General features: G+C 72.5%; 20 protein-coding genes. 14 read left to right on the top strand and 6 right to left on the bottom strand.

Translation table 11 applies throughout. From position 1 onward, the window contains the following. Positions 1 to 76: 76 nt before the first annotated feature. Complete coding sequence (locus FHS88_RS06090) at positions 77 to 1,060, top strand: Bug family tripartite tricarboxylate transporter substrate binding protein (RefSeq protein WP_184482415.1); 984 nt, start codon at positions 77 to 79, stop codon at positions 1,058 to 1,060. 48 nt (positions 1,061 to 1,108) lie between these two features. Here the strand turns inward: FHS88_RS06090 and pyk are convergent, their stop codons facing one another. Together pyk and FHS88_RS06080 are read right to left on the bottom strand one after the other, a co-directional pair. After that, a complete protein-coding gene (pyk, locus tag FHS88_RS06085; protein ID WP_184483398.1) occupies positions 1,109 to 2,542 on the bottom strand; it encodes a pyruvate kinase in 1,434 nt (477 codons plus the stop codon). A 287-nt stretch (positions 2,543 to 2,829) separates the two neighbouring features. Continuing rightward, positions 2,830 to 4,110 carry a glycerate kinase type-2 family protein gene (locus FHS88_RS06080; RefSeq protein ID WP_184482412.1) on the bottom strand — a complete coding sequence of 427 codons (1,281 nt, stop codon included), beginning with the start codon at positions 4,108 to 4,110 and terminating at the stop codon, positions 2,830 to 2,832. A 147-nt stretch (positions 4,111 to 4,257) separates the two neighbouring features. Here FHS88_RS06080 and FHS88_RS06075 point away from each other — a divergent pair, with 147 nt between their 5' ends. From FHS88_RS06075 to FHS88_RS06065, 3 genes are all read left to right on the top strand, one after another. Further along, positions 4,258 to 4,605, top strand: coding sequence for a DUF1244 domain-containing protein (locus tag FHS88_RS06075; RefSeq protein WP_184482409.1), 348 nt, complete (start codon positions 4,258 to 4,260; stop codon positions 4,603 to 4,605). A 64-nt stretch (positions 4,606 to 4,669) separates the two neighbouring features. Next, positions 4,670 to 4,939, top strand: coding sequence for a DUF2312 domain-containing protein (locus FHS88_RS06070; RefSeq protein WP_184483396.1), 270 nt, complete (start codon positions 4,670 to 4,672; stop codon positions 4,937 to 4,939). A gap of 142 nt (positions 4,940 to 5,081) precedes the next feature. Then, positions 5,082 to 6,047 carry an endonuclease/exonuclease/phosphatase family protein gene (locus FHS88_RS06065; RefSeq protein WP_184482407.1) on the top strand — a complete coding sequence of 322 codons (966 nt, stop codon included), beginning with the start codon at positions 5,082 to 5,084 and terminating at the stop codon, positions 6,045 to 6,047. A 56-nt stretch (positions 6,048 to 6,103) separates the two neighbouring features. Here FHS88_RS06065 and FHS88_RS06060 read toward each other — a convergent pair whose 3' ends face one another. Both FHS88_RS06060 and FHS88_RS06055 read right to left on the bottom strand, forming a co-directional pair. After that, positions 6,104 to 7,495, bottom strand: coding sequence for a CoA transferase (locus FHS88_RS06060; RefSeq protein ID WP_184482404.1), 1,392 nt, complete (start codon positions 7,493 to 7,495; stop codon positions 6,104 to 6,106). Positions 7,496 to 7,766: 271 nt separating this feature from the next. Further along, entirely contained in the window at positions 7,767 to 9,491 is a 1,725-nt protein-coding gene (locus FHS88_RS06055) for an AMP-dependent synthetase/ligase (RefSeq protein WP_184482401.1), read from the bottom strand. Positions 9,492 to 9,568: 77 nt separating this feature from the next. Between FHS88_RS06055 and FHS88_RS06050 the strand changes: the two genes are divergently transcribed. From FHS88_RS06050 to FHS88_RS06020, 7 genes are all read left to right on the top strand, one after another. Then, positions 9,569 to 11,404, top strand: coding sequence for a M3 family oligoendopeptidase (locus FHS88_RS06050; RefSeq protein ID WP_184482398.1), 1,836 nt, complete (start codon positions 9,569 to 9,571; stop codon positions 11,402 to 11,404). Next, entirely contained in the window at positions 11,397 to 12,779 is a 1,383-nt protein-coding gene (locus tag FHS88_RS06045; RefSeq protein ID WP_184482395.1) for an ABC1 kinase family protein, read from the top strand. Before FHS88_RS06050 ends, FHS88_RS06045 begins: the two co-directional genes overlap by 8 nt. Positions 12,780 to 12,920: 141 nt before the next feature. After that, on the top strand, positions 12,921 to 14,054 hold the full coding sequence (locus FHS88_RS06040; protein WP_184482392.1) for a Re/Si-specific NAD(P)(+) transhydrogenase subunit alpha: 1,134 nt from the start codon (positions 12,921 to 12,923) through the stop codon (positions 14,052 to 14,054). A gap of 13 nt (positions 14,055 to 14,067) precedes the next feature. After that, positions 14,068 to 14,505, top strand: coding sequence for an NAD(P) transhydrogenase subunit alpha (locus FHS88_RS06035; RefSeq protein ID WP_184482389.1), 438 nt, complete (start codon positions 14,068 to 14,070; stop codon positions 14,503 to 14,505). Between the two features lie 4 nt (positions 14,506 to 14,509). After that, entirely contained in the window at positions 14,510 to 15,913 is a 1,404-nt protein-coding gene (locus FHS88_RS06030; protein WP_184482386.1) for an NAD(P)(+) transhydrogenase (Re/Si-specific) subunit beta, read from the top strand. A 177-nt stretch (positions 15,914 to 16,090) separates the two neighbouring features. Then, a complete protein-coding gene (locus FHS88_RS06025; RefSeq protein ID WP_184482383.1) occupies positions 16,091 to 16,513 on the top strand; it encodes a TSUP family transporter in 423 nt (140 codons plus the stop codon). Next, positions 16,510 to 16,797, top strand: coding sequence for a hypothetical protein (locus tag FHS88_RS06020; RefSeq protein ID WP_184482381.1), 288 nt, complete (start codon positions 16,510 to 16,512; stop codon positions 16,795 to 16,797). Before FHS88_RS06025 ends, FHS88_RS06020 begins: the two co-directional genes overlap by 4 nt. 105 nt (positions 16,798 to 16,902) lie before the next feature. Here FHS88_RS06020 and rpsU read toward each other — a convergent pair whose 3' ends face one another. After that, positions 16,903 to 17,106 carry a 30S ribosomal protein S21 gene (gene rpsU / locus FHS88_RS06015; RefSeq protein WP_019459559.1) on the bottom strand — a complete coding sequence of 68 codons (204 nt, stop codon included), beginning with the start codon at positions 17,104 to 17,106 and terminating at the stop codon, positions 16,903 to 16,905. A 181-nt stretch (positions 17,107 to 17,287) separates the two neighbouring features. On the opposite strand from rpsU, the gene def reads away from it, so the two are divergent. The 3 genes from def to FHS88_RS06000 all read left to right on the top strand — a co-directional run bounded on the left by def (position 17,288) and on the right by FHS88_RS06000 (position 19,108). Continuing rightward, positions 17,288 to 17,806, top strand: a complete 519-nt coding sequence (gene def, locus FHS88_RS06010) for a peptide deformylase (RefSeq protein ID WP_184482377.1) — start codon at positions 17,288 to 17,290, stop codon at positions 17,804 to 17,806. Then, complete coding sequence (locus FHS88_RS06005; RefSeq protein WP_184482374.1) at positions 17,803 to 18,405, top strand: COQ9 family protein; 603 nt, start codon at positions 17,803 to 17,805, stop codon at positions 18,403 to 18,405. The genes def and FHS88_RS06005 overlap by 4 nt, the downstream gene beginning before the upstream one ends. A 187-nt stretch (positions 18,406 to 18,592) precedes the next feature. Continuing rightward, complete coding sequence (locus FHS88_RS06000) at positions 18,593 to 19,108, top strand: hypothetical protein (RefSeq protein WP_184482371.1); 516 nt, start codon at positions 18,593 to 18,595, stop codon at positions 19,106 to 19,108. A 368-nt stretch (positions 19,109 to 19,476) separates the two neighbouring features. On the opposite strand, the gene FHS88_RS05995 is transcribed toward FHS88_RS06000, so the two are convergent. Further along, positions 19,477 to 20,616 (bottom strand): OmpA family protein, encoded by a 1,140-nt coding sequence (locus tag FHS88_RS05995; protein WP_338146436.1) that lies wholly within the window; start codon positions 20,614 to 20,616, stop codon positions 19,477 to 19,479. Positions 20,617 to 20,849: the final 233 nt, after the last annotated feature.

The raw sequence follows: 20,849 nt of genomic DNA, 5'->3' as shown, positions 1-20,849 counted from the left end.
TGGAAGAAGGCCCCCGGCCGCGGCTAGGCTCGCCCCGCCAGGGCGTCGTGACGAGCGCCCGCACCAGGGAGGCCCCATGCCGCTTGACCGACGCCGTCTGCTGGCGGCCGCGACGACGACCCTGCTCGCACCCGCCGCCGCCCGGGCGCAGGCACCCGCCGGATGGCGCCCGAGCCGGCCCATCCGCGCCATCGTCCCCTTCGCCGCCGGCGGCCCCACGGATCTGCTGACGCGCATGCTGGCCGAGCCGGTCGGCGCTGCGCTCGGCCAGCCTCTGGTGGTCGAGAATCGCACCGGCGCGGGCGGGGCGATCGGCGCCGAACTCGTGGCGAAGGCGCCGCCCGACGGCCACACCATCCTCGTCCATGACAGCGCCCATGCCGTGGCCCCGGCCCTTGTCGCGCGGCTGCCCTTCGACCCGGTGACCGACTTCTCGGGCATCGGCGTCCTGGTCTTCGCGCCGCTCGTGCTCTCGGTGAACCCCCGCGTTCCGGCGCGCAGCCTCGACGAGCTGCTCGCGCTGCTGCGCGCCAATCCCGGCCGCTTCAACATGGCGACCTCGGGCGTTGGCGGGCCGGTGCACATCGCCGCCGAGATCCTGCGCACCGCGGCGAATGTCCAGATGGAGATGGTCCATTACCGCGGCGGCGCGCCGGCCGCGACGGCGATCGTCGGCGGCGAGGCGCAGATGACCATCCTCAGCATCGCCGCGAGCCTCGAATTCATCCGCGCCGGCACGATGCGCCCGATCGTGCTGACGGTGCGGGAACGCCATCCGCTCCTGCCCGACGTGCCGACCTCGGCCGAGGCCGGGCTGCCGAACTTCTTCTACGAGAACTGGCGGGCCGCCCTTGCCCCCGCCGCCACGCCGCCGGCCGCGCTCGCCGCGCTCAGCGCCGCCTTCCAGGCCGGGCTCAGGCAGATCGAGCCGCGCCTGCGCGAGGTTGCCGAACAGCCGCGCCCCGGCTTCGACACCTCCGCCGCCGTGATGGCCTTCATCCGCCGCGAGATGGAGAACTACACCGCCGTGCTGCGCGCCGCCGGGGTGCGGCCCGAATAGCGCGCGCCGTGCCGGCGGGCGGTGGGGCAGACCCGCCGCCCGCGCGCATCACTTCACCACCGCCACCCGCAGCGCGTTCGTCGTCCCCGGCGTGCCGAAGGGAACGCCGGCCGTGACCACCACCTCGTCGCCATGGGTGGCGAAGCCTTCGGTCTGCGCCGCGCGCACCGCGCGGGCGACCATCTCGGTCATGGAGTGGATCTCGCTGACCTCCAGCGGATGCACGCCCCAGATCACGGCCATGCGGCGCGCCGTCGCACCGCTCGCGGTCAGGCCGAGGATCGGGCAGTTGGGGCGTTCCCGCGCCACCCGCAGCGTGGTCGAGCCGGTGGAGGAGAAGGTCGCGATGACCTCCGCATCGATCGTCTCGGCCACCTGGCGGGCGGCGGTGGCGATGGCGCCGGCGCTGGTGCGCTCGGGCGCGGGGCGGGAGGCGTCGGTCAGGCGCCGCCAGTCCGGGTCCTGCTCCACCCGCGCGACGATGCGGTCCATCATGTTGACCGCCTCGTAGGGATACTGGCCGGCGGCGGTCTCGGCCGAGAGCATCACCGCATCGGCGCCGTCGAAGACCGCGGTGCCGACATCGCTGACCTCGGCGCGCGTCGGGCTCGGCGCCGTGATCATGGATTCGAGCATCTGCGTCGCGACCACCACCGGCTTGCCGAGCGCGCGCGCGGTGCGGACGATGCGCTTCTGCGCCAGCGGCACTTCCTCGGGCGGGAGTTCCACGCCGAGATCACCGCGCGCGACCATCACGCAGTCGGTCAGCGCGAGGATGCCATCGAGGTTCTCGAGCGCCTGGGGCTTCTCCATCTTCACCATGACCCAGGCGCGCCCGTCGGCGATGCGCTTCGTCTCGGCCACGTCCTCCGGCCGCTGGACGAAGGAGAGGCCGATGTACTCGATGCCGAGCGGCAGCACGAAGTCGAGATCGGCGCGGTCCTTCTCGGTGAGGGCGGGGATGGGCAGCACCACGTCGGGCACGTTCACGCCCTTGCGGTCCGAGAGCGGGCCGCCGGTGACGACCTCGGTCTCCAGGTGGTCGGGGCGGACGCGGGCGACGCGCAGGCGCAGCTTGCCGTCGTCGAGCAGCAGCGTGGTGCCGATCTGCGCGGCGCGGATGATCTCGGGATGGGGGAGGTTGACGCGGCGCGCATCCCCCGGCGTGGGGTTGAGATCGAGGCGGAATGTCTGGCCCGTCTGGAGCTGGACGCGGCCGGCCTGGAAGCGCCCGACCCGCAGCTTCGGCCCCTGCACGTCGGCGAGGATGCCGATGGGCCGGCCGACCTTGCGCTCGACCGCGCGGATCATGGCGATGCGCGCGGCGTGGTCCTCGTGGCTGCCATGGGAGAAGTTGAGGCGGAAGACGTCGGCCCCGCCGCGGTAGAGGCGTTCGATGATCTCGGGCGTGGAGGAGGAGGGGCCGAGCGTCGCGATGATCTTCGTGCGCCGGCGGCGGCGGAGTGCGGTGCGGCTGGCCATGCGGAGCGGCCCTTCCGGTTTCGGCGGCGGGGGGGAGGCGAGGTCCGGGCGCAGGGCCTTCGGGTCCATCCCGAGGATGCGGGCGACGTCGAGCACCCGCTCATCGGGCACGCGGCGCCATTGCGAGACGGCGGCGGTGGAGATGCCGAGTTCGGTGGCGATGCGGGTGATCGCGCCGCGGCGGGCGAAGATCTCTTCCAGGATCGGGTCGCGCATGGCGCACCCTTACCACGAGTAAGCATGCGCGTCCGAGACGCTTTCGTGACTTACGAAATGTAAGTTCATCGTCAGGCGACCAGCAGGGCCCGGAAATCGTTGACGTTGGTCAGCGTCGGTCCGGTTCGCACCAGGTCGTCCAGCGTGGCGAAAAGGCGGTGGCTGTCATGGGCGGCGAGCAGGGCGCGCGCGTCGAGGCCGGCGGCGTGCGCGCGGGCCAGCGTATCGGGCGTGGCGATGGCCCCGGCATTGTCCTCGGAGCCGTCAATCCCGTCGGTATCGGCCATCAGGGCCCAGATGCCGGAGGCACCCGAGAGCGCCAGCGTGCAGCCGAGCAGGCATTCGGCGTTGCGGCCGCCGCGCCCGGGCTTCTCCGCCCGGATGGTCACGGTGCTCTCCCCGCCCGAGAGCAGCACGCAGGGGGCGGGCAGCGGGTGGCCATGGGCGCGGGCCGAGAGCGCGATTCCGGCCAGCGCGGTGCCGAGTTCGCGCGCCTCGCCTTCCAGCGCATCGCCGAGGATGAGGGGCGTGAGGCCGAGCCCGCGCGCATGCGCCGCCGCGGCCTCGAGTGCCATCAGCGGCGTGGCGATGAAGCGGTAGTCGGTCGTTGCGAGGCGAGGGTCGCCGGGCTTGGGGCTTTCCTCGGCGGCGGCGGCGAGATGCGCGGTGACGGCGGGCGGCAGCGCCATCCGGTAATGCGCGACAAGGGCGCGGGCCTGCGCGAAGGTCGAGGGGTCGGGGACGGTGGGGCCGGAGGCGATGACGGTGGGATCGTCCCCCGGCACGTCGGAGATGGCGAGCGTGACGACGCGGGCCGGATGCGCCGCCGCCGCGAGCCTGCCGCCCGAGAAGGCGGAGAGGTGCCGGCGGATGCAGTTCATCTCGTGGATGGTCGCGCCCGAGGCGAGCAGCGCCTTGTTGACCGCGACGAGATCCGCGAGCGAGAGCCCCGGCGCGGGCAGGGTGGTGAGCGAGGAGCCGCCGCCCGAGACGAGGAACAGCACCAGATCCTCCGGCCCCGCGGCCTCGGCCAGTGCGAGCATCCGCCGCGCGGCCTCGGCGCCGGCCTCGTCCGGCACCGGGTGGGAGGCCTCGGCGACCTCGATCAGCCGCGTGGGGTGGCCGTGGCCGTAGCGCGTGACGACGAGGCCCCGCATCGGCACATCGGGCCAGGCATCCTCCAGCGCCGCCGCCATGACCGCGGCGGATTTCCCGGCGCCGAGCACGAGCACGCGGCCGGACGGGCGCTCGGGCAGGTGGCGGGCGAGCACGCGGCGCGGGTCGGCCGCGGCGACGGCGGCATCGAAGAGGGCACGGAGCGCGGTGCGGGCGGCGGCGTCGGTCATCGTCATGCGGCGGCGATACTCCCTCGGGCCAGGGTGGGACAGGGTGTGCGCAGCGGCAAGCCGGGCGGGTCCGCCCCGGCGATGCCGCGCCGCGCTTGATCGCGCCGCGCGAGGGCGCATCTTGGCGGCGTGAGACGCGCAGGAGAGGATCCCATGCCCGCACCCCAGCCCGAAGCCGACCTCGCCCTCGGCGCTGCCGCCGGCCTCGACCCGGCCGAGCGCGACCGCATCGAGGCCGCGGCCTTCCGCAAGCTCGTGCAGCATCTGCGCGCGCGCACCGACGTGCAGAACATCGACATGATGAACCTCGCCGGGTTCTGCCGGAACTGCCTCTCCCGCTGGTACCAGGAGGCGGCGGCCGAGCGCGGCCTGGCGCTCGAGACGCCGGCGGCGCGCGAGATCGTCTACGGCATGCCCTACAAGGAGTGGCAGGCGAAGTTCCAGACCGAGGCCTCGGCCGAGCAGAAGGCCGCCTTCGCTGCCGCCAATCCCGGGCATTGAGGGGGCGTTGATGGCGCGCAGGCCCAAGGCTAAACCCGCCTCCCTCCAGACCACGGGCAGGACGATGGCGCAGGCGGCGGCGAAGAACGACGACACCGAGGTGGGCGGGATCGCGGCCGACCGGCTGCGCTCGATCATCGAGCGGATCGAGCGGCTCGAGGAGGAGAAGAAGGCGCTCTCCTCCGACATCAAGGACATCATGGCGGAAGCGAAGTCGGCCGGCTTCGACGTCAAGGTGATCCGCCAGGTGCTGCGCATCCGCAAGCAGGAGCCCGCCGAGGTGGAGGAGCAGGAGACGCTGCTCGACCTCTACCGCCGCGCCCTCGGCATGTGAGAAGCGGCGCGCGGCCCTCGCCCCGCGAGCGGCCCTGCGCGGCCTGTGCGCTGCCTCATGGCGCCCGGCGCCGGCTGCGCCGAGCATCCCGCCGCCCGGCACCCGCGATCCCCGCGGGCCGGCACCGGGCCGGGAGGGGCGCATGTTCCACGGCAATGTCAGCCTCGAGATCGCGGAGGGGCTGAAGGCGCTTCGCGCGCGCATCGCGAAGGCGGGGATCCCGTCGTCGAAACTCGACGAGACGGTCAACATCGCCACCTGGAACATCCGCGAGTTCGGCAAGCGGCGCCGCAGCCAGGCGGCGATCCACTACATCGCGGAGATCCTCGGCCAGTTCGACCTCATCGGCGTGGTCGAGCTGCGCGACGACCTCACGGATCTCGGGCGCGTGCTCGAGATCCTCGGGCCCTATTGGGACGTGGTCTATTCGGATGCCATCCTCGATGCGGGCGGCAACCGCGAGCGCGTCTGCTACGTCTTCGACGAGCGCGCGGTCTGCTTCAACGGCCTCGCGGCGGAGGCGAGCCCGCCGCGGCGCAAGTCCGGCACGGAGTACATCTCCGAGGCGAGCTGGTGGCGCGCCCCCTATGTCGCCTCCTTCAAGGCAGGCAATTTCGACTTCGTCGCCTTCACCACCCATGTCCGCTGGGGCAGCAGCGCCGAGGCGCGCATCGCCGAGCTGCAGGGGCTCGCCAACTGGATCGGGGCGAAGTCGCGCGAGAAGTACAAGGAGGACCGCGACATCATCGCCATGGGCGACTTCAACGTGCCCGACACGAAGGGGCCGATGTTCCAGGCCATCACCTCGACCGGGCTGATGCTGCCCAAGCCCCTGGCGCGGGGCGCGTTCGGCACCAACCTCGCGCGCAACAAGCGCTACGACCAGATCCTGCACATGCCGCACTTCCCCGAGAACTTCTGCAATGCGGGCGGCGTGCTGGACTTCTATGCGCGCGACCACCGGCCGCTGTTCCCGACGCTGACCAAGGAGCAGTTCACCTACGAGCTGTCGGACCACCTGCCGCTCTGGATCCAGGTCAATACCGACCAGGACGGCGCGCGGCTCGACCAGCTCATCCAGCGCAAGCGGGCCGGGCGGCGCGGCTGATCGCCGCGTCGTCGCCGCGAAAAGCGCCGCGGAAAGCCGGAAGCCCCCGGCGCCCGTCACCAGCAGGCGGGATGCGTGCCGAGCGGGACCGCGGGCAGGCTCCAATGCGCGGGTGTCGCCGAGAGTATCGCGCTGTGGCGCACGGCGCGCATCGGGCCGAAGCCGCTCGGGCCGTCCTCCATCGCCGCCGCGATCTCGGCCTCGCCGATGCCCGGGGCCGCGAGCCCGCCTTCCACGCGGCCCAGCCGCTTGATCCATTCGCCCGTGGAGGCGAGCGAGACGCGCACCAGCCACGAACCGCCCTCCTCCGCGCGGCGCAGCAGCGCGGCCATGGCGCCGAAGGCGAGCAGATAGCCCGAGGCATGATCGAGCGCCTGGCAGGGCAGGGGGCGCGGCCTCTCCTCGCCCGCCGCCTCGCGCTCGGCCTCGTTCATGCCGTTGGCGTTCTGCACCAGGGAATCGAAGCCCCGCCGCCCCGACCACGGGCCGCGATGGCCATAGGCGGAGAGCGAGACGCAGACGATTCCGGGCCGGATCGCGGCCAGCGCCTCCGGCCCGAAGCCGCGCCCGGCGATCGCACCGGGGCGGTAGCCCTGGAGGAAGATGTCGGCGCCCGCGGCGAGGCCGCGCAGTCGCGCGCGGTCCTCCTCCCGCCGCAGGTCGAGCGCGGCGCAGCGCTTGCCGCGGCCGGTATCCATCACCAGCGCGGGGATGGAGGGCAGATGCGCGCCGCTGATGTGCAGCACCTCGGCCCCGTGGGCGGCGAGCGTCCGCCCCGCGACCGGGCCGGCGATGACGCGGGTGAGGTCGAGCACGCGGATGCCCGCGAGCGGGCGCGCGGCGAGCGGCGGCAGCGGCGTGGGCGGGGCATCGCCGATGCGCTCGATGGTCAGCGCGGGCAGGCTAGCCGCGGCCTCGCCCTGCGGATGGGCCTCCCACTCGGCGAGGCTGCGGGTCATGGTCGCGACGAGGCCGGCCTCGGCGGCGGCGGTCTCCAGCGCCTCGGCCTGCCAGGATTGCAGCGCGCGGCCCACCGCGTCGCGGTCGTAGTCGCAGCCGAGCAGGCGCAGCATGCCCTCGCGGTGATGCGGCAGGTTGGTGTGCAGCCGCACCCAGCGGCCGTCGCCGCAGCGGTGCAGCCCGGCGATGCGGTCCCAGCCTTCGTGCACGGGTTCGCCGTTCACGCGCAGATGGCGTTCGGAATGGAACTCGATCAGGGCGTGCGCGATGCCGACCGCGACGCGCTGCGCCGGCCCGCCGCGCGCGCGGTGGATCGCCGCCGCCGCCGCGCCGCAGGCGCCGATGGAGGCGAGCGCCGCCGTGCCGAGCGCGTAGGTCGAGGGCTGCACCGGGTCGGCGCCGTCGAGCACGGTTTCCGGCATGGCCCCGGGCGGGAGGCCGGCGAGGCGCCAGAGGGCGGCGAAGGCGTCGGGGGGCGGCACTGGCATGGCGCGAGCCTCGCGCCGGTCGCGGCCGGCGTCCAGCGGGGCGCGGGATGCCGCCGGCCGGCGGGCGCGGGTTCACGGCCAGGCAGCGGACGGCGCCCCCGTCGTCCTGTGGCAATGCGTGGCGGACGAGGGGCGATCCGTCGCCCTCCGGCCCTCGTGCCGGCGGGCCAAAGGCTGGACCCGTCGCCTGCCGGCATGGGCCGCGGGGCTGATGGTGCTGCCGAGCGCCTGATTCCCGGCGGACAGAGGGTGTCCCCTCGCCCGCGGGGCATCAGTCCCAGAGCGCCTCGATCTCCGCCGCCCGCGCCTCGACCGCGGCGCGGCGCTTGACCTTCATCGTCGGGGTGAGAAGGCCGTTCTCGATCGTGAAGGGCTCCGTCTCGGCGAAGTGGCGGATGCGTTCGATGGTCGGCAGTTTCGCGTTCACCCGGCGCACCGCCTCGCCCGTCCTGCCCGCCATGCCCTCCGCCGGGACGATGAGGGCGACGAGCGCGGGCCGGCCCTCGCCCGCGATCACCGCCTGGTGGATCTCGGGCTCGGCCATCAGCAGGCTCTCGATCTTCGCGGGGCTGACCATGTCGCCGCCAAGCGTCTTGATGAAGTCCTTCTTGCGGTCGGTGATGCGGAGGTAGCCCTCCTCCATCACCCCGACATCGCCGGTGTGCAGCCAGGGGCGGTTCTCGCCCGAGGCGGGGACGAGCGCGGCGGCGGTGGCTTCCGGGTTGTTCCAGTAGCCCGTCATCACGAGGTCGCCGCGGATCAGCACCTCGCCATCCTCGGCGATGCGGCATTCGACGCCCTTGAGCGGCGGCCCCACGGTGTGGCGGCGATTGGCCCAGGGCAGGTTGACGCTGACCACCGGCCCGGCCTCGGTCTGGCCGTAGCCCTGCAGCACCGGCAGGCCGAGCGCCATGAAGAAGCCCGAGAGTTCGGGATCGAGCCGCGCCCCGCCCGAGACCATGGCCTGCAGGCGCCCGCCGAAGCGCGCGCGCGTCTTCTCGCGCACCAGCCGGTCGAGCACGGCATCCTGCAGGCGTTCCAGCAGGCCGAGCGGCGGGCCGTCCAGCCTGCGCAGGCCGAGCGCGACGGCGCGCTCGAAAAGGGCGCGCTTCCAGGCCTTCTCCTTCTCGAGCCCGGCGAGGATGCGGCCGCGCAGCACCTCGAACAGGCGCGGCACGGCGGTGATCACCGCCGGCCTGATCTCCGCGAATTCCTGGCTGAGCCGGTCGGCGCCGCGCGAATAGACCACCTCCATTCCGATCGAGGGCAGCAGGAAGCCGCCGACCGTGTGCTCGTAGGAATGGGAGAGCGGCAGGAAGGAGAGGTAGGGCTTGCCCGCGAGGCCGAGGCGCTCGGCGAGCGGCAGCACCCCCGTGCGGTTCGCGAGCAGCGCGCGGTGCGGCAACATCACCCCCTTGGGCAGCCCGCCGGTGCCGGAGGTGTAGATCAGGCAGGCGAGGCTCTCGGCCGAGGCCTGCTCGGCCGCGGCGCGCAGGGCCGCGACATCGCCCCGCGCGGCCAGCGCCTCGGCCCAGCCATGGGCGGCGAGGCCGGGGGCGGAGGGCGGATCCTCGGCGCAGACCAGCAGGTCGAGCCCGCCGGCGAGCGCCGCGCCTTCCAGCACGCGCTCGGCGAGCCGGCGCGTCGAGACGATCGCCGCGCGTGCCCCGCTGTCGCGCAGGATATGCGCGTGGTCGGCCGCGAGGTTGGTGGTGTAGGTCGGCACGGTGATCGCGCCGATCGCCATGATGGCGGTGTCGGCGATCGGGAATTCCGGGCGGTTCTCGCTGACCAGCAGCACGCGGTCCCCGGGCGCGACGCCGCGGGCGCGCAGGAAGGCGGCGACGGCGGCGACCTGCATCGCGAACGCGCCCCAGGGCACGGAGCGCCAGGCGCCGTCCTGCCAGTGGCGGAACAGCGGCCGGTCGGCCCATTCGGCCGCGCGCGTCAGCATCATGGCGGGCAGCGTCGGCCAGCCTCCCGGCGAATAGGGCATCCGGTTTCCGTGCCTCCCCTGGCTGGCGGGAATGTTGGCGGGGCCGGGCTGCTTGGCCAAGCCCGGGATTGGCCTATATGGGCGCTGTGACCCGCACCGCCCTTCCCGCCCCCGCCTTCGCCCCCCTGGACGCCGCCGGCCCGGATGCCGCGCTGCCCGTCTGGGATCTCTCGGACCTCTATGCCGGGACGGACGACCCGCGCCTCGCGGCCGATCTCGACCGCGCCGAATCGGAGGCGCGCGCCTTCGAGACACGCCTCGCCGGCCGGCTCGCGGGCCTCGCGGGGGATGCGCTGGCGCAGGCGATCGCCGAATACGAGGCGATCTGGGAGCGGCTCGGCCGCGTCACCTCCTACGCCGGTCTGGTGTTCAGCGGCGATGCCCAGGACCCGGCGAATGGCCGCTTCTACCAGACCATGCAGGAGCGGGTGACGGCGATCTCCTCGCACCTGATCTTCTTCACGCTCGAGATCAACCGCCTCGAGGACCATGCGCTGGAGGCGAAGCTCGGCGCCTCTGCCGCGCTCGCCCGCTGGCGGCCCTGGCTGCGCGACCTGCGCGTGTTCCGCCCGCACCAGCTCTCGGACGAGGCGGAGAAGCTGCTGCACGAGAAGGAGGTCGCCGGGCGCTCGGCCTGGGTGCGGCTGTTCGACGAGACCATCGCCAACATGAAGGTGCAGGTGGCCGGGGAGGGGCTGACCGTCTCCGCCGCGCTGAACCTTCTCTCGGACCGCGACCGGGGCCGGCGGGCCGCCGCGGCCGAGGGCATCTCCGCCGCCTTCGGGGAGCGGGTGCGGCTGTTCTCGCTGATCACCAACGTCCTCGCGAAGGACAAGGAGATCGAGGACAACTGGCGCCACTACCCGCGCCCGGGCTCCTACCGGAACCGCTCCAACATGGTCGAGGACGAGGTGGTGGATGCCCTCGTCTCGGCCGTCACCGCGAACTACGGGCGGCTGTCGCACCGCTACTATGCGATGAAGGCGAAGTGGCTGGGTCTGCCGAAGCTGCAACACTGGGACCGCAACGCGCCGCTGCCCGACGAGGACGACCGGAAGATCCCCTGGCCGGAGGCGGTGGAGCGCGTCCTCTCCTCCTACGCCGCCTTCAGCCCTGAACTCGCGGCGATCGGGCGGCGCTTCTTCGACAAGCCCTGGATCGACGCGGCGCTGCGGCCGGGCAAGGCCTCGGGCGCCTTCGCGCACCCGACCGTGCCCTCGGCGCATCCCTATCTGCTGCTGAACTACCACGGCAAGGCGCGCGACGTGATGACGCTCGCGCACGAGCTCGGCCACGGGGTGCACCAGGTGTTGGCGGGCGCGCAGGGATACCTGCTCTCCTCCACGCCGCTGACGCTTGCCGAGACCGCCTCCGTCTTCGGCGAGATGCTCACCTTCCGCGCCGTGCTCGACGCCGAGACCGACCCGCGCCGGCGGCGTGCCATGCTCGCCGGCAAGGTCGAGGACATGCTGAACACGGTGGTGCGGCAGATCGCCTTCTACCGCTTCGAGACGCTGCTGCACGACGAGCGCCGCCGCGGCGAGCTGAGCCACGAGCGCATCGGCGAGCTGTGGATGCAGGTGCAGACCGAAAGCCTCGGCCCGGCCTTCGAGTTCAGCCCGGACTACGCGGTCTATTGGGCCTACATCCCGCATTTCGTGCACTCGCCCTTCTATGTCTATGCCTATGCCTTCGGGGATTGCCTCGTGAACGCGCTCTACGGGGTCTATCGCGACGGCGGGGTGAAGGATTTCGAGGGCAAGTATCTCGCGATGCTGCGCGCCGGCGGGACCAAGCGGCACAAGGAACTGCTCGCGCCCTTCGGGCTCAACGCCGCCGACCCGGCCTTCTGGACGCGCGGGCTCGACGTGATCGCGGGCTTCATCGACGAGCTGGAAGCCGGCGATGGCTGAGCGCGAGGGCAGCACGCTGTTCGGCGAGGCGCGGCGGATGCTGCGCACCTCCGGCGCGGTTGGCGGCATCGCCGCGCGCTATGCCGGGCAGAAACTGTTCGGCGTGAAGAGCGACAAGGCCGCCCATGCCGAGGACCTCAAGGCCGTGCTCGGCGGCCTCAAGGGCCCGATGATGAAGGTGGCGCAGTTCCTCTCGACCGTGCCGGACGCGCTGCCGCCCGAATACGCGAAGGAACTGGCCACGCTGCAGGCCAATGCGCCTCCCATGGGCTGGCCCTTCGTGCGCCGGCGCATGGCGAGCGAGCTCGGCCCCGACTGGGAGAGCCGCTTCGCCTCCTTCGAGCGGGAGGCCGCGGCCGCCGCCTCGCTCGGCCAGGTGCACCGGGCGGTGCTGCCCGATGGCAGGCGCGTGGCCTGCAAGCTGCAGTACCCGGACATGGCGAGCGTGGTGGAGGCCGATCTCCGGCAACTCAAGATCGCCATGGCGATCTATCGCCGCATGGACAGCACGCTCGAGAACGAGGAGGCCTATGTCGAGCTGTCCGAGCGGCTGCGCGAGGAGCTCGACTACCTGCGCGAGGCGGCCCAGCAGCGCCTTTACGGGCGGATGCTCGCCGGCGTGCCGGGCATCCGCGTGCCCGAGCCGATCGAGGGCTACTGCACGAAGCGGTTGCTCACCATGACCTGGCTCGATGGCCGGGCCATCCAGGCGCGCATCGACGAGGACCCGCCCGAGGAGGAGCGCGCCGCCTACGCCCGCGCGCTGTTCCGCGCCTGGTATGTGCCGCTCTACGGCTATGGCGTGATCCATGGCGACCCGCATCTGGGCAACTACCAGGTGCGCTCGGACGCGCCGGAGAATGGCGGCTGGGGGATCAACCTGCTCGATTTCGGGGTGGTGCGGATCTTCCCCCCGGCCTTCATCGGCGGCGTGATCATGCTGTTCGAGGCGATCCGCGACGGGGATTTCGACAAGGCGGCCGAGGCCTACCGCATCTGGGGCTTCAAGAACCTCAAGCGCGAGACGATCGAGGTCCTGAACATCTGGGCGAAGTTCCTCTACGAGCCGCTGCTCGACGACCGCGTGCGGCCGATCCAGGTGAACGACGACCCGCAATACGGCCGCAGGATCGCCGAGGAGGTCCATGCGGGGCTCAAGCGCACCGGCGGGGTGCGGGTGCCGCGGGAGTTCCCGCTGATGGACCGCGCGGCGATCGGGCTGGGCTCGGTCTTCCTGCGCCTCGGCGCGAAGCTGAACTGGCATAATCTGTTCCAGGAACTGATCCAGGGCTTCGACGCCGAGGTGCTGGCGCGGCGGCAGCGCGAGGCCCTCGCCCAGGCCGGCCTGCCGGACCCGCACCCGCCCGGGGCTTGAAAATCCGGCGACCATCCCCTGCTCGTCGCGGCCGGTCGGTTTCGCGGCCCTTGCGGCCCGCCCGTCACGGCTCGGCGCTGGACACCCCGGCGCGATGTGGCTAGGTGCGCCGGTTCCTGTGGCGCGAGGGGGAGTACCCGGATGCGTTTGGCGGTGTTGAAGGAGCGGCGGAGCGGGGAAACCCGCGTCGCCGCCACACCCGAGACTGCGAAGAAGTTCGTGGGGATGGGGCTGGAGGTGGCCATCGAGGCCGGCGCCGGCCTTGCCTCGGGCATCACGGACGAGGCCTATGCCGCGGCCGGCGCCTCGGTAGTGCCCGATGCCGCCGCCGCGCTGGCAGGGGCGGCGATCGTGCTCAAGGTCCGCGCGCCGGAGGAGGAGGAACTCGCCGCCATCCCGCGCGGGGCGCTGCTGATCGGCACGCTCGGCGCCGATGCCGAGGCCGCCGCGCGCTACGCGGCCGCCGGCATCGACGCCTGCGCCATGGAACTGCTGCCGCGCATCACCCGCGCGCAGTCCATGGACGTGCTCTCCTCCCAGGCCAACCTCGCTGGCTACCGCGCGGTGATCGAGGGGGCGGCGGCCTATGACAAGGGCTTCCCGATGATGATGACGGCGGCCGGCACGGTGCCGGCGGCCAATGTCTTCGTCATGGGCGCGGGGGTGGCGGGGCTGCAGGCCATCGCCACCGCGCGGCGGCTCGGCGGGCGCGTCTCGGCGACCGATGTGCGCCCGGCGGCGAAGGAGGAGATCAAGTCCCTCGGCGCCTCCTTCGTGGGCTACGAGGATGAGGAGAGCCGCCAGGCGCAGACCGCGGGCGGCTACGCGAAGCAGCTCTCGGCCGAGTTCTACGCCAGGCAGGCCGAGGTGGTCGCCGCCCACATCGCCAAGCAGGATGTCGTGGTCTGCACCGCGCTGGTGCAGGGCCGGCGCGCGCCGACGCTGGTCACCGAGGCGATGGTGGCCTCGATGAAGCCGGGCTCGGTGATCGTGGACATCGCCGCCGATGCGGGCGGCAACTGCGCGCTGACGAAGCCGGGCGAGATGGTGGTCACCGCCAATGGCGTGAAGGTGCTCGGCTTCACCAACTGGCCGGGGCGTCTGCCCGCGGCGGCCTCCGCGCTCTATGCGCGCAACCTCCACACCTTCCTCTCGACCTTCTGGGACAAGGAGGCGAAGACGCCGAAGCTGCCGGAGGAGGACGAGATCGTGAAGGGTGTCACGCTGACGCGCGGCGGCGCGGTGGTCCATCCGCTGATGAACCCGGCGGCTTGAGGGGGGCAGGACGATGAATCCGACGGATCTCGCCAACCAGGCGCAGGACTCGGCGCGCCGCGCGCTCGACCTCGCCGGGCAGGCGCAGGGCAGCGCCAACCGGGCGCTGGAACTCGCCGAGCAGGCGCGCCAGGCGCTCGAGGCCATGGCGCCGGTGGCCGCGGCGGCCGAGCCCTTCCTCTACCTGCTGACGATCTTCCTGCTCGCCTGCTTCGTCGGCTACCACGTGGTGTGGTCGGTCACGCCGGCGCTGCACTCGCCCCTGATGGGCGTGACCAACGCCATCTCCTCGGTCATCGTGGTGGGCGCCATCCTGGCCGCCGGCACGGCCGACGGGTTCGTGGCGCGGATGTTCGGCTTCCTCGCGGTCACGCTCGCGGCGGTGAACATCTTCGGCGGCTTCCTCGTGACCCGACGGATGCTCTCCATGTTCAAGAAGAAGGGGGGCTGAGGGGATGGGCAGCACCTTCTCGACGCTCGCCTATCTGGTCGCGTCCGTCCTGTTCATCCTGGCGCTGAAGGGCCTCTCGCACCCCGAGACGAGCCGGCGCGGCAACCTCTACGGCATGATCGGCATGGGCATCGCGATCGTCGCGACGCTCTTCACCAAGGGGATGGGCTTCGGCGGGATCGTGCTGATCATCGCCGGCCTCGCCGTCGGCGGCACCATCGGCACCATCATCGCCCAGCGCATCCAGATGACGGCGCTGCCGCAGCTCGTCGCGGCCTTCCACTCGCTGGTCGGCATGGCGGCGGTGTTCGTCGCGGCGGCCGCCTTCTACGCGCCGGAGAGCTTCGGCATCGGCACGCGGGGCAACATCAAGGCGGCCTCGCTGATCGAGATGTCGCTCGGCCTCGCCATCGGCGCCATCACCTTCTCCGGCTCCGTCATCGCCTTCGCCAAGCTCGCGGGGAAGATGTCGGGCGCGCCGATCACCTTCCAGGGGCAGCACTGGCTGAACCTCGGCCTCGGGCTGCTGCTGCTGCTGCTGATCGTCCTCTTCGTCGCGACCGGCAACGGGCTGCTGTTCTGGCTGATCGCGATCCTCTCCTTCGCGCTCGGCTTCCTGCTGATCATCCCGATCGGCGGGGCGGACATGCCGGTCGTGGTGTCCATGCTGAACAGCTACTCGGGCTGGGCGGCGGCGGGCATCGGCTTCACCATCGGCAACCTGCTGCTGATCATCACCGGCGCGCTGGTCGGCGCCTCGGGCGCCATCCTTTCCTACATCATGTGCAAGGGGATGAACCGCAGCATCGTCAACGTGCTGCTGGGCGGCTTCGGCTCCGAGGGCGGCACGGCCGGCGCCGGCGAGGCGGGCGACCGCCCGCCGGTCAAGGCCGGCAGCCCCGAGGATGCGGCCTACATGATGAAGAACGCGCAGAAGATCATCATCGTGCCGGGCTACGGCATGGCGGTGGCGCAGGCCCAGCAGGTGCTGCGCGAGATGGCCGACCTGCTGAAGAAGGAAGGCGCGGAGATCAAGTACGCGATCCACCCCGTGGCGGGCCGCATGCCGGGGCACATGAACGTGCTGCTGGCCGAGGCCAACGTGCCCTATGACGAGGTGTTCGAGCTCGAGGAGATCAACCCCGAATTCGCCGACGCCGACGTCGCCTTCGTCATCGGCGCCAACGACGTGACCAACCCGGCGGCCAAGACGGACAAGTCGAGCCCCATCTACGGCATGCCGATCCTGGACGTGGAGCGCGCCAAGACGGTGTTCTTCGTCAAGCGCGGCATGTCCTCGGGCTATGCCGGGGTGGAGAACGAGCTGTTCTACCGGCCGAACACGCTGATGCTGTTCGGCGACGCCAAGAAGGTGACGCAGGAGATCGTGCAGGCGCTGCAGCGGTAGCGCACCCGCGCCGGGCCCGCCGCGCGCCGCGCATCGTGCGTGGCGCGCGGCGGGGCGGTGCGCCTAGGCTTGGTTCCGAGGAAGCGTCGCCCGCGCGCGGCGCGTGACGCCGGGCGTGCTCCCGAACCGCGGAGCTGCGCGCTGACCCAGGACCTGATCGGCTTCCGCGGATAGCTCGTGGATGGTGCGATCGGCATCGCCCATGGCCTGACCGCGACCTCGGCTCCGCTGTTCCAGGGCGCGCCCCCGGTCGTCGCCTCGGCCGGGGCCCATGCCGCAGAGGTCGCCACCGCCGGGCTTTCCGGCCTCGCCCATTGGCCCCTGGGGCATGTGCTGCCCCGGGTGATGTTGCGCCTTGCTCTGGCCGGCGCGCTGGGTGGCGTGGCCGGGGCAATGCTGGCGGTTCATCTGCCGATGGCGGTGCTGCGGCCGCTGGTCAGCGCGTATCTTCTGCTCATGGGGATGCTGGTGCTGCGCCGGGCCTGGCGGAGCGTGTCGGTCCCAGTCTCGGGGCCCGGTTTGCCGGATGTCCGCCCGCTCGGCTTCGGCGGGGGGGCCTGGACGCGGCGGGCGGCGGCGGCTGGGGGGGGGCGATCGTGACCTGCACCCTGATTGCGCGCGGCATGGAGCCGAAACTCGCCATCGGCACCTCCAGCGCGGCGGAGCTCTTCGTCACCAGCGCGGTGACGGTGGCCTTCCTCACGGGCATCGGCCTCGGCATCTGGCCGGTGGTGGCGGGGCTGGTGCTGAGCGGTGCGCTTGCCGCGCCCTTCGCGGCGCTGGCGACGCGAGCGATCCCGGCACGGCGCCTGATGGCGGTGGTCGGGCTGGCGATCGTGGTGCTCGCAGGCTCGACGCTGCTGCGGCAGGCGGGGCTGGCCTGAGGCGTCCAAAGCGAAAGCCGCGGGCCACGGGGAGTATCCCGTGCCGCGGCTTGCGGACCCGTTCCGGATTGATCCGCCGCGCGCCGGGGCGCGGCGGGCAGGGGCTCAGAAGCCCTCGCGCTCCAGGCGCTTGCGCTCGACCTTGCGGGCGCGGCGGACGGCCTCGGCGGCCTCGCGCGCGCGGCGCTCGGACGGCTTCTCGTAATGACGGCGAAGCTTCATCTCGCGGAACACGCCTTCCCGCTGCAGCTTCTTCTTCAGCGCCTTCAGCGCCTGATCCACATTGTTGTCCCGAACGACGACTTGCACGCGGCGCAACCTCCTGCGCGAAAAGGGTTGTCAGAAAGCACGAAAGGCAGCGCGACCGGTCGCCCGGTCCGCTTCGGCGCAGCGTGTAGCACGGATTCGCCGCGCGCCGGAAGCCCTCCCATGCCGGCCGATGCCCCTATATGTGTGGCGGCGCAGCCCTTTTCCACGCGCCCGGAGCGCCATGGCCATCCTCAAGATCGCCCGCATGGGCCACCCCATCCTTCTCGGCGTGGCCGAGCCGGTCGCCGACCCGACCGCGCCCGAGATCCGGCGCCTCGTCGCCGACATGGCCGAGACCATGGAGGATGCCGGCGGCGTCGGCCTCGCCGCGCCGCAGGTGCATGTCCCGCTCAGGATCTTCGTCTGGCGCACCGGGGCGGGCGGCGTCTCGGCGCTGATCAACCCCGAGATCGAGCCGGTCGGCGAGGAGACGGAGACCGCCTGGGAAGGCTGCCTCTCCATCCCCGGCCTGCGCGGCGCGGTGCGGCGGGCGGCGCGGCTGCGCTTCCGCGGCCTCGACATCGCCGGCAACGCGATCGAGGGCGAGGCCTCGGGCCTCGTCGCGCGCGTCATGCAGCACGAGACCGACCATCTCGACGGCATCCTCTACCCGATGCGGATGGAGGACCTCTCGCAGTTCGGCTTCAACGAGGAACTCGCCCGCGCCGCGGCGCGGGCGGCGGCGAAGGAGGAAGCATGAGCACCGAGGAGGATCCCGACCGCGCGCTGCGCGACGGCGCGGTGCGCGCCATCCTGGCCCGCGTGCCCGCCACCGGCTGGACGCGGCGGAGCATCGCCGATGCCCTCCGCGCCGAGGGCCTGCCCGAGGACGAGGCGACCTTCCTGTTCCCGCGCGGCGTAATCTCGGCCATCGAGGCGTGGCTCGACCTCGCGGACCGGGAGATGGCCGAGCAGGCGGGGGATCTTTCCGCCTTGCGCACGCCCGACCGCATCCGCACGCTGATCGCCACGCGCCTGCGCCTCGCCGCACCGCACAAGGAGGCGGTGCGCCAGGCGCTCGCGGTGCAGGCAATGCCGTGGAACGCGCCCTCGGCGCTGCGCACCGCCGCGCGGACGGCGAGCGCGATGTGGTATGCGGCCGGCGACCGTTCGGCGGATTTCTCCTGGTACACGCGAAGGGTGAGCCTCGCGGCGATCTACGGCGCGACGCTCGCCTTCTGGCTGCGCGACGATTCGGAGGATCTCGGGCCGACGCTCGACTTCCTCGACCGGCGGCTGGCCGATCTCGCGCGTCTGACCAGGTGCCGCCGCAAGGGGGCTGCGGCGCGCGCGGCGTGATCTTGCCGCGGCATCTTCAGCCCGATGCGTAACCCGTTGGATCGGCGGGGTATTGAAACAAAAAAGCGGTTCCCTCCCGGCGCGGGTGCCGCTAAGGAGCGAGGAGCGGCGATTCGGCCTGCCCGCCATCGGGCGAAGGGCGGCGCGGATGCCGCGACCGATCCATGCAGGGGAGCGCACGGCGCCCATGATCAAGTCCCGCACCGTCCTCGCCGCCCTGGGCGGCCTTCTGATCGCCGGCCCCGCGCTGGCCAATGCCTGCCTGCGGCCCGAGGAGCGCAACGCGCTCGAGGTCCGCGCCCTGCAGTCCTACCTGATGGTCAGCGCCCTCTCCTGCCAGCGCGGGGAGAGCTACAACCAGTTCGTCCAGCGCTTCGGCAACGAGCTCGGCGTCGCCGCGCGCACCACCAGCGCCTATTTCCAGCGCGCCCATGGCGGGCAGGGGCGCACGCGCTTCGACGCGCACAACACCAACCTCGCCAACGAGCATTCGGAGGACGGCATCCGCGCCGGCTCCTTCTTCTGCCGCGACGCGGAGTCGCTGTTCCGCCAGGCGCTGGCGACGCCCGGGCCGCAGCTCGCGCAGTTCGCCGTGCAGCGCAACATCCCGCAGACCCTGGCGGCGGACGACTGCCCGGCCGGCGGCACTGCTGCTGCCCCGGCCCGGCGCGCCGCGGCCACGCGCGCGGCGGCGCGGCGCTGAAGGCACGGCGCCGGCGCGTGCCGGCGCGGCCCATGGCTGGATGATGGGGCGGCCTCCGGGCCGCCCCTTTCGCGTTTGGGCATGGCCGATGGCTGCTGGCTGGGGCCATATCCGGCGGCCTGGAGTGAAGGACACGGCTGGCGAGGGTTCCGCCCGCCCGACGGGATCGCGGAAGCCGGGGTGGTTCCCGATGCGATAGGGGCGCCTGACCGGGAGATGATGCGCCTTGCAATCGGGGGCATGGGCGTTGTCACGCTCCCTGGAGACGTGACACTGCTCTCCGGACCCCGTTCGCCCGGGAACTGGCGAAGGATGGTGCGAACCATGCACGCGGACCTCGGACTGCGCCGGCGCCCGCCGGGCGGCCCTCAGCGCAGGACGATCTCCACGCGCCGGTTCTGCGGCTCGCGCACATCGTCGGCGGTCGGGACCAGGGGCTGGGTCTCGCCGAGCGCGGTGACGACGATCTCCTCCCGCGCGATCCCGAGGCGCACCAGTTCCGCCGCGACCGTCTCGGCCCGGCGGCGCGAGAGCGCCTGGTTGTACTGCACCGTGCCGGAGCGGTCGGCATGGCCGGCGACCTCGATGCGCGTGGTGCGCTGGCTGCGCGCGTTCTGCGCGGCATCGGCGATGATCTGCCGCGCGCGGTCGGTCAGGTCGGCGCGGTTCCAGTCGAAGAAGACGATGAAGCTGCGCTGCGGCTGCGGCGCCGCTGCGGGCGCCGGCGCGGCTGGCGGCGCCGCACGGAAGGCGTAGCGCAGGCCGAGCAGCAGCGAATGATTGAAGGCGTCCGGTTCCACCGTGCCGCGGGCCACGGGGGCGCCGGTCGCGGGGTTGTCGTAGCGCACCTGCAGCCGCGGCTGGAGCACGCCGAGGAAGCGGTATTCGGCCGTCACCGCGAGGCCCGGCGCGAAGGAGAGCGGGAAGGCGAGGCCGGCAATCCCCTGGTAGGCGAAGCGCCCGTCGCTGTCGTCCACGCGCATGCGCAGCGCGCCATCGGCCGAGAGGCTGCGCACGCCCGCCCAGTCCGTCGTGACGTAGCCGAGGCCGACCCCGACATAGGGCACGACCGGCCCGATCACGGCGAGGTCGAGCAGCAGGTTGCCCATCACCCCCCAGGAATCCTGCCGCCCGCCCGGGGAAGGCCCGCGGGCCGAGCCGGCGGCGCCGGAGATGCTGTCCACGTCGTTGCTGCGCCAGGATCCTTCGATCTCGGCGCGCAGGCCGTTGCCGAAGCCCCAGCCGAGGCTGAGCACGGTGCCGAAGCCGGGCACGAATCCGGCCGAGCCGCGGGCGCCATACCCCGCCGCGCCAAGCCCCAGGGTGGCGCTGCGGTCGAGGTTGAGGTCGGTGTCGGGAACGAGGTTGAGCCCGGCTCCGCCGGCGACATAGGGCCCCTCCACGAACTGCGCGGAGGCCGGCGCCGCCAGCAGGGACGCGGCCAGCAGGGCCGGCGCCAGGGCGGAGCACAGCCCTCCGCGCGCGATCTCCGGCAGGCGCGCAGCCACGGCTCCGCGCGGCTCTCCATCGGGGCGGGGCGTCGCGGGCAAGGGGCGGGCGGGGGCGGGGCGGGTCATCAGTCGAATCATGGCAGTCGCGACATGGACAACGACTCTGGACGAGCGTCGCCGTCGCCGCAATGCAGAAAGGGGCGCCTTTCGGCGCCCCTTCGCGGTTCGTGTCGCCTCTGGCGACCGCTTAGCGGAGGATGATCTCCACGCGGCGGTTCTGCGGCTCGCGG

Origin of the sequence: Neoroseomonas alkaliterrae, from assembly GCF_014199195.1 — a bacterium.
GTDB lineage: Bacteria > Pseudomonadota > Alphaproteobacteria > Acetobacterales > Acetobacteraceae > Neoroseomonas > Neoroseomonas alkaliterrae.
The sequence above is the reverse complement of the archived record's forward strand: the minus strand, read 5'-3'. Positions and strand labels throughout refer to the sequence as shown.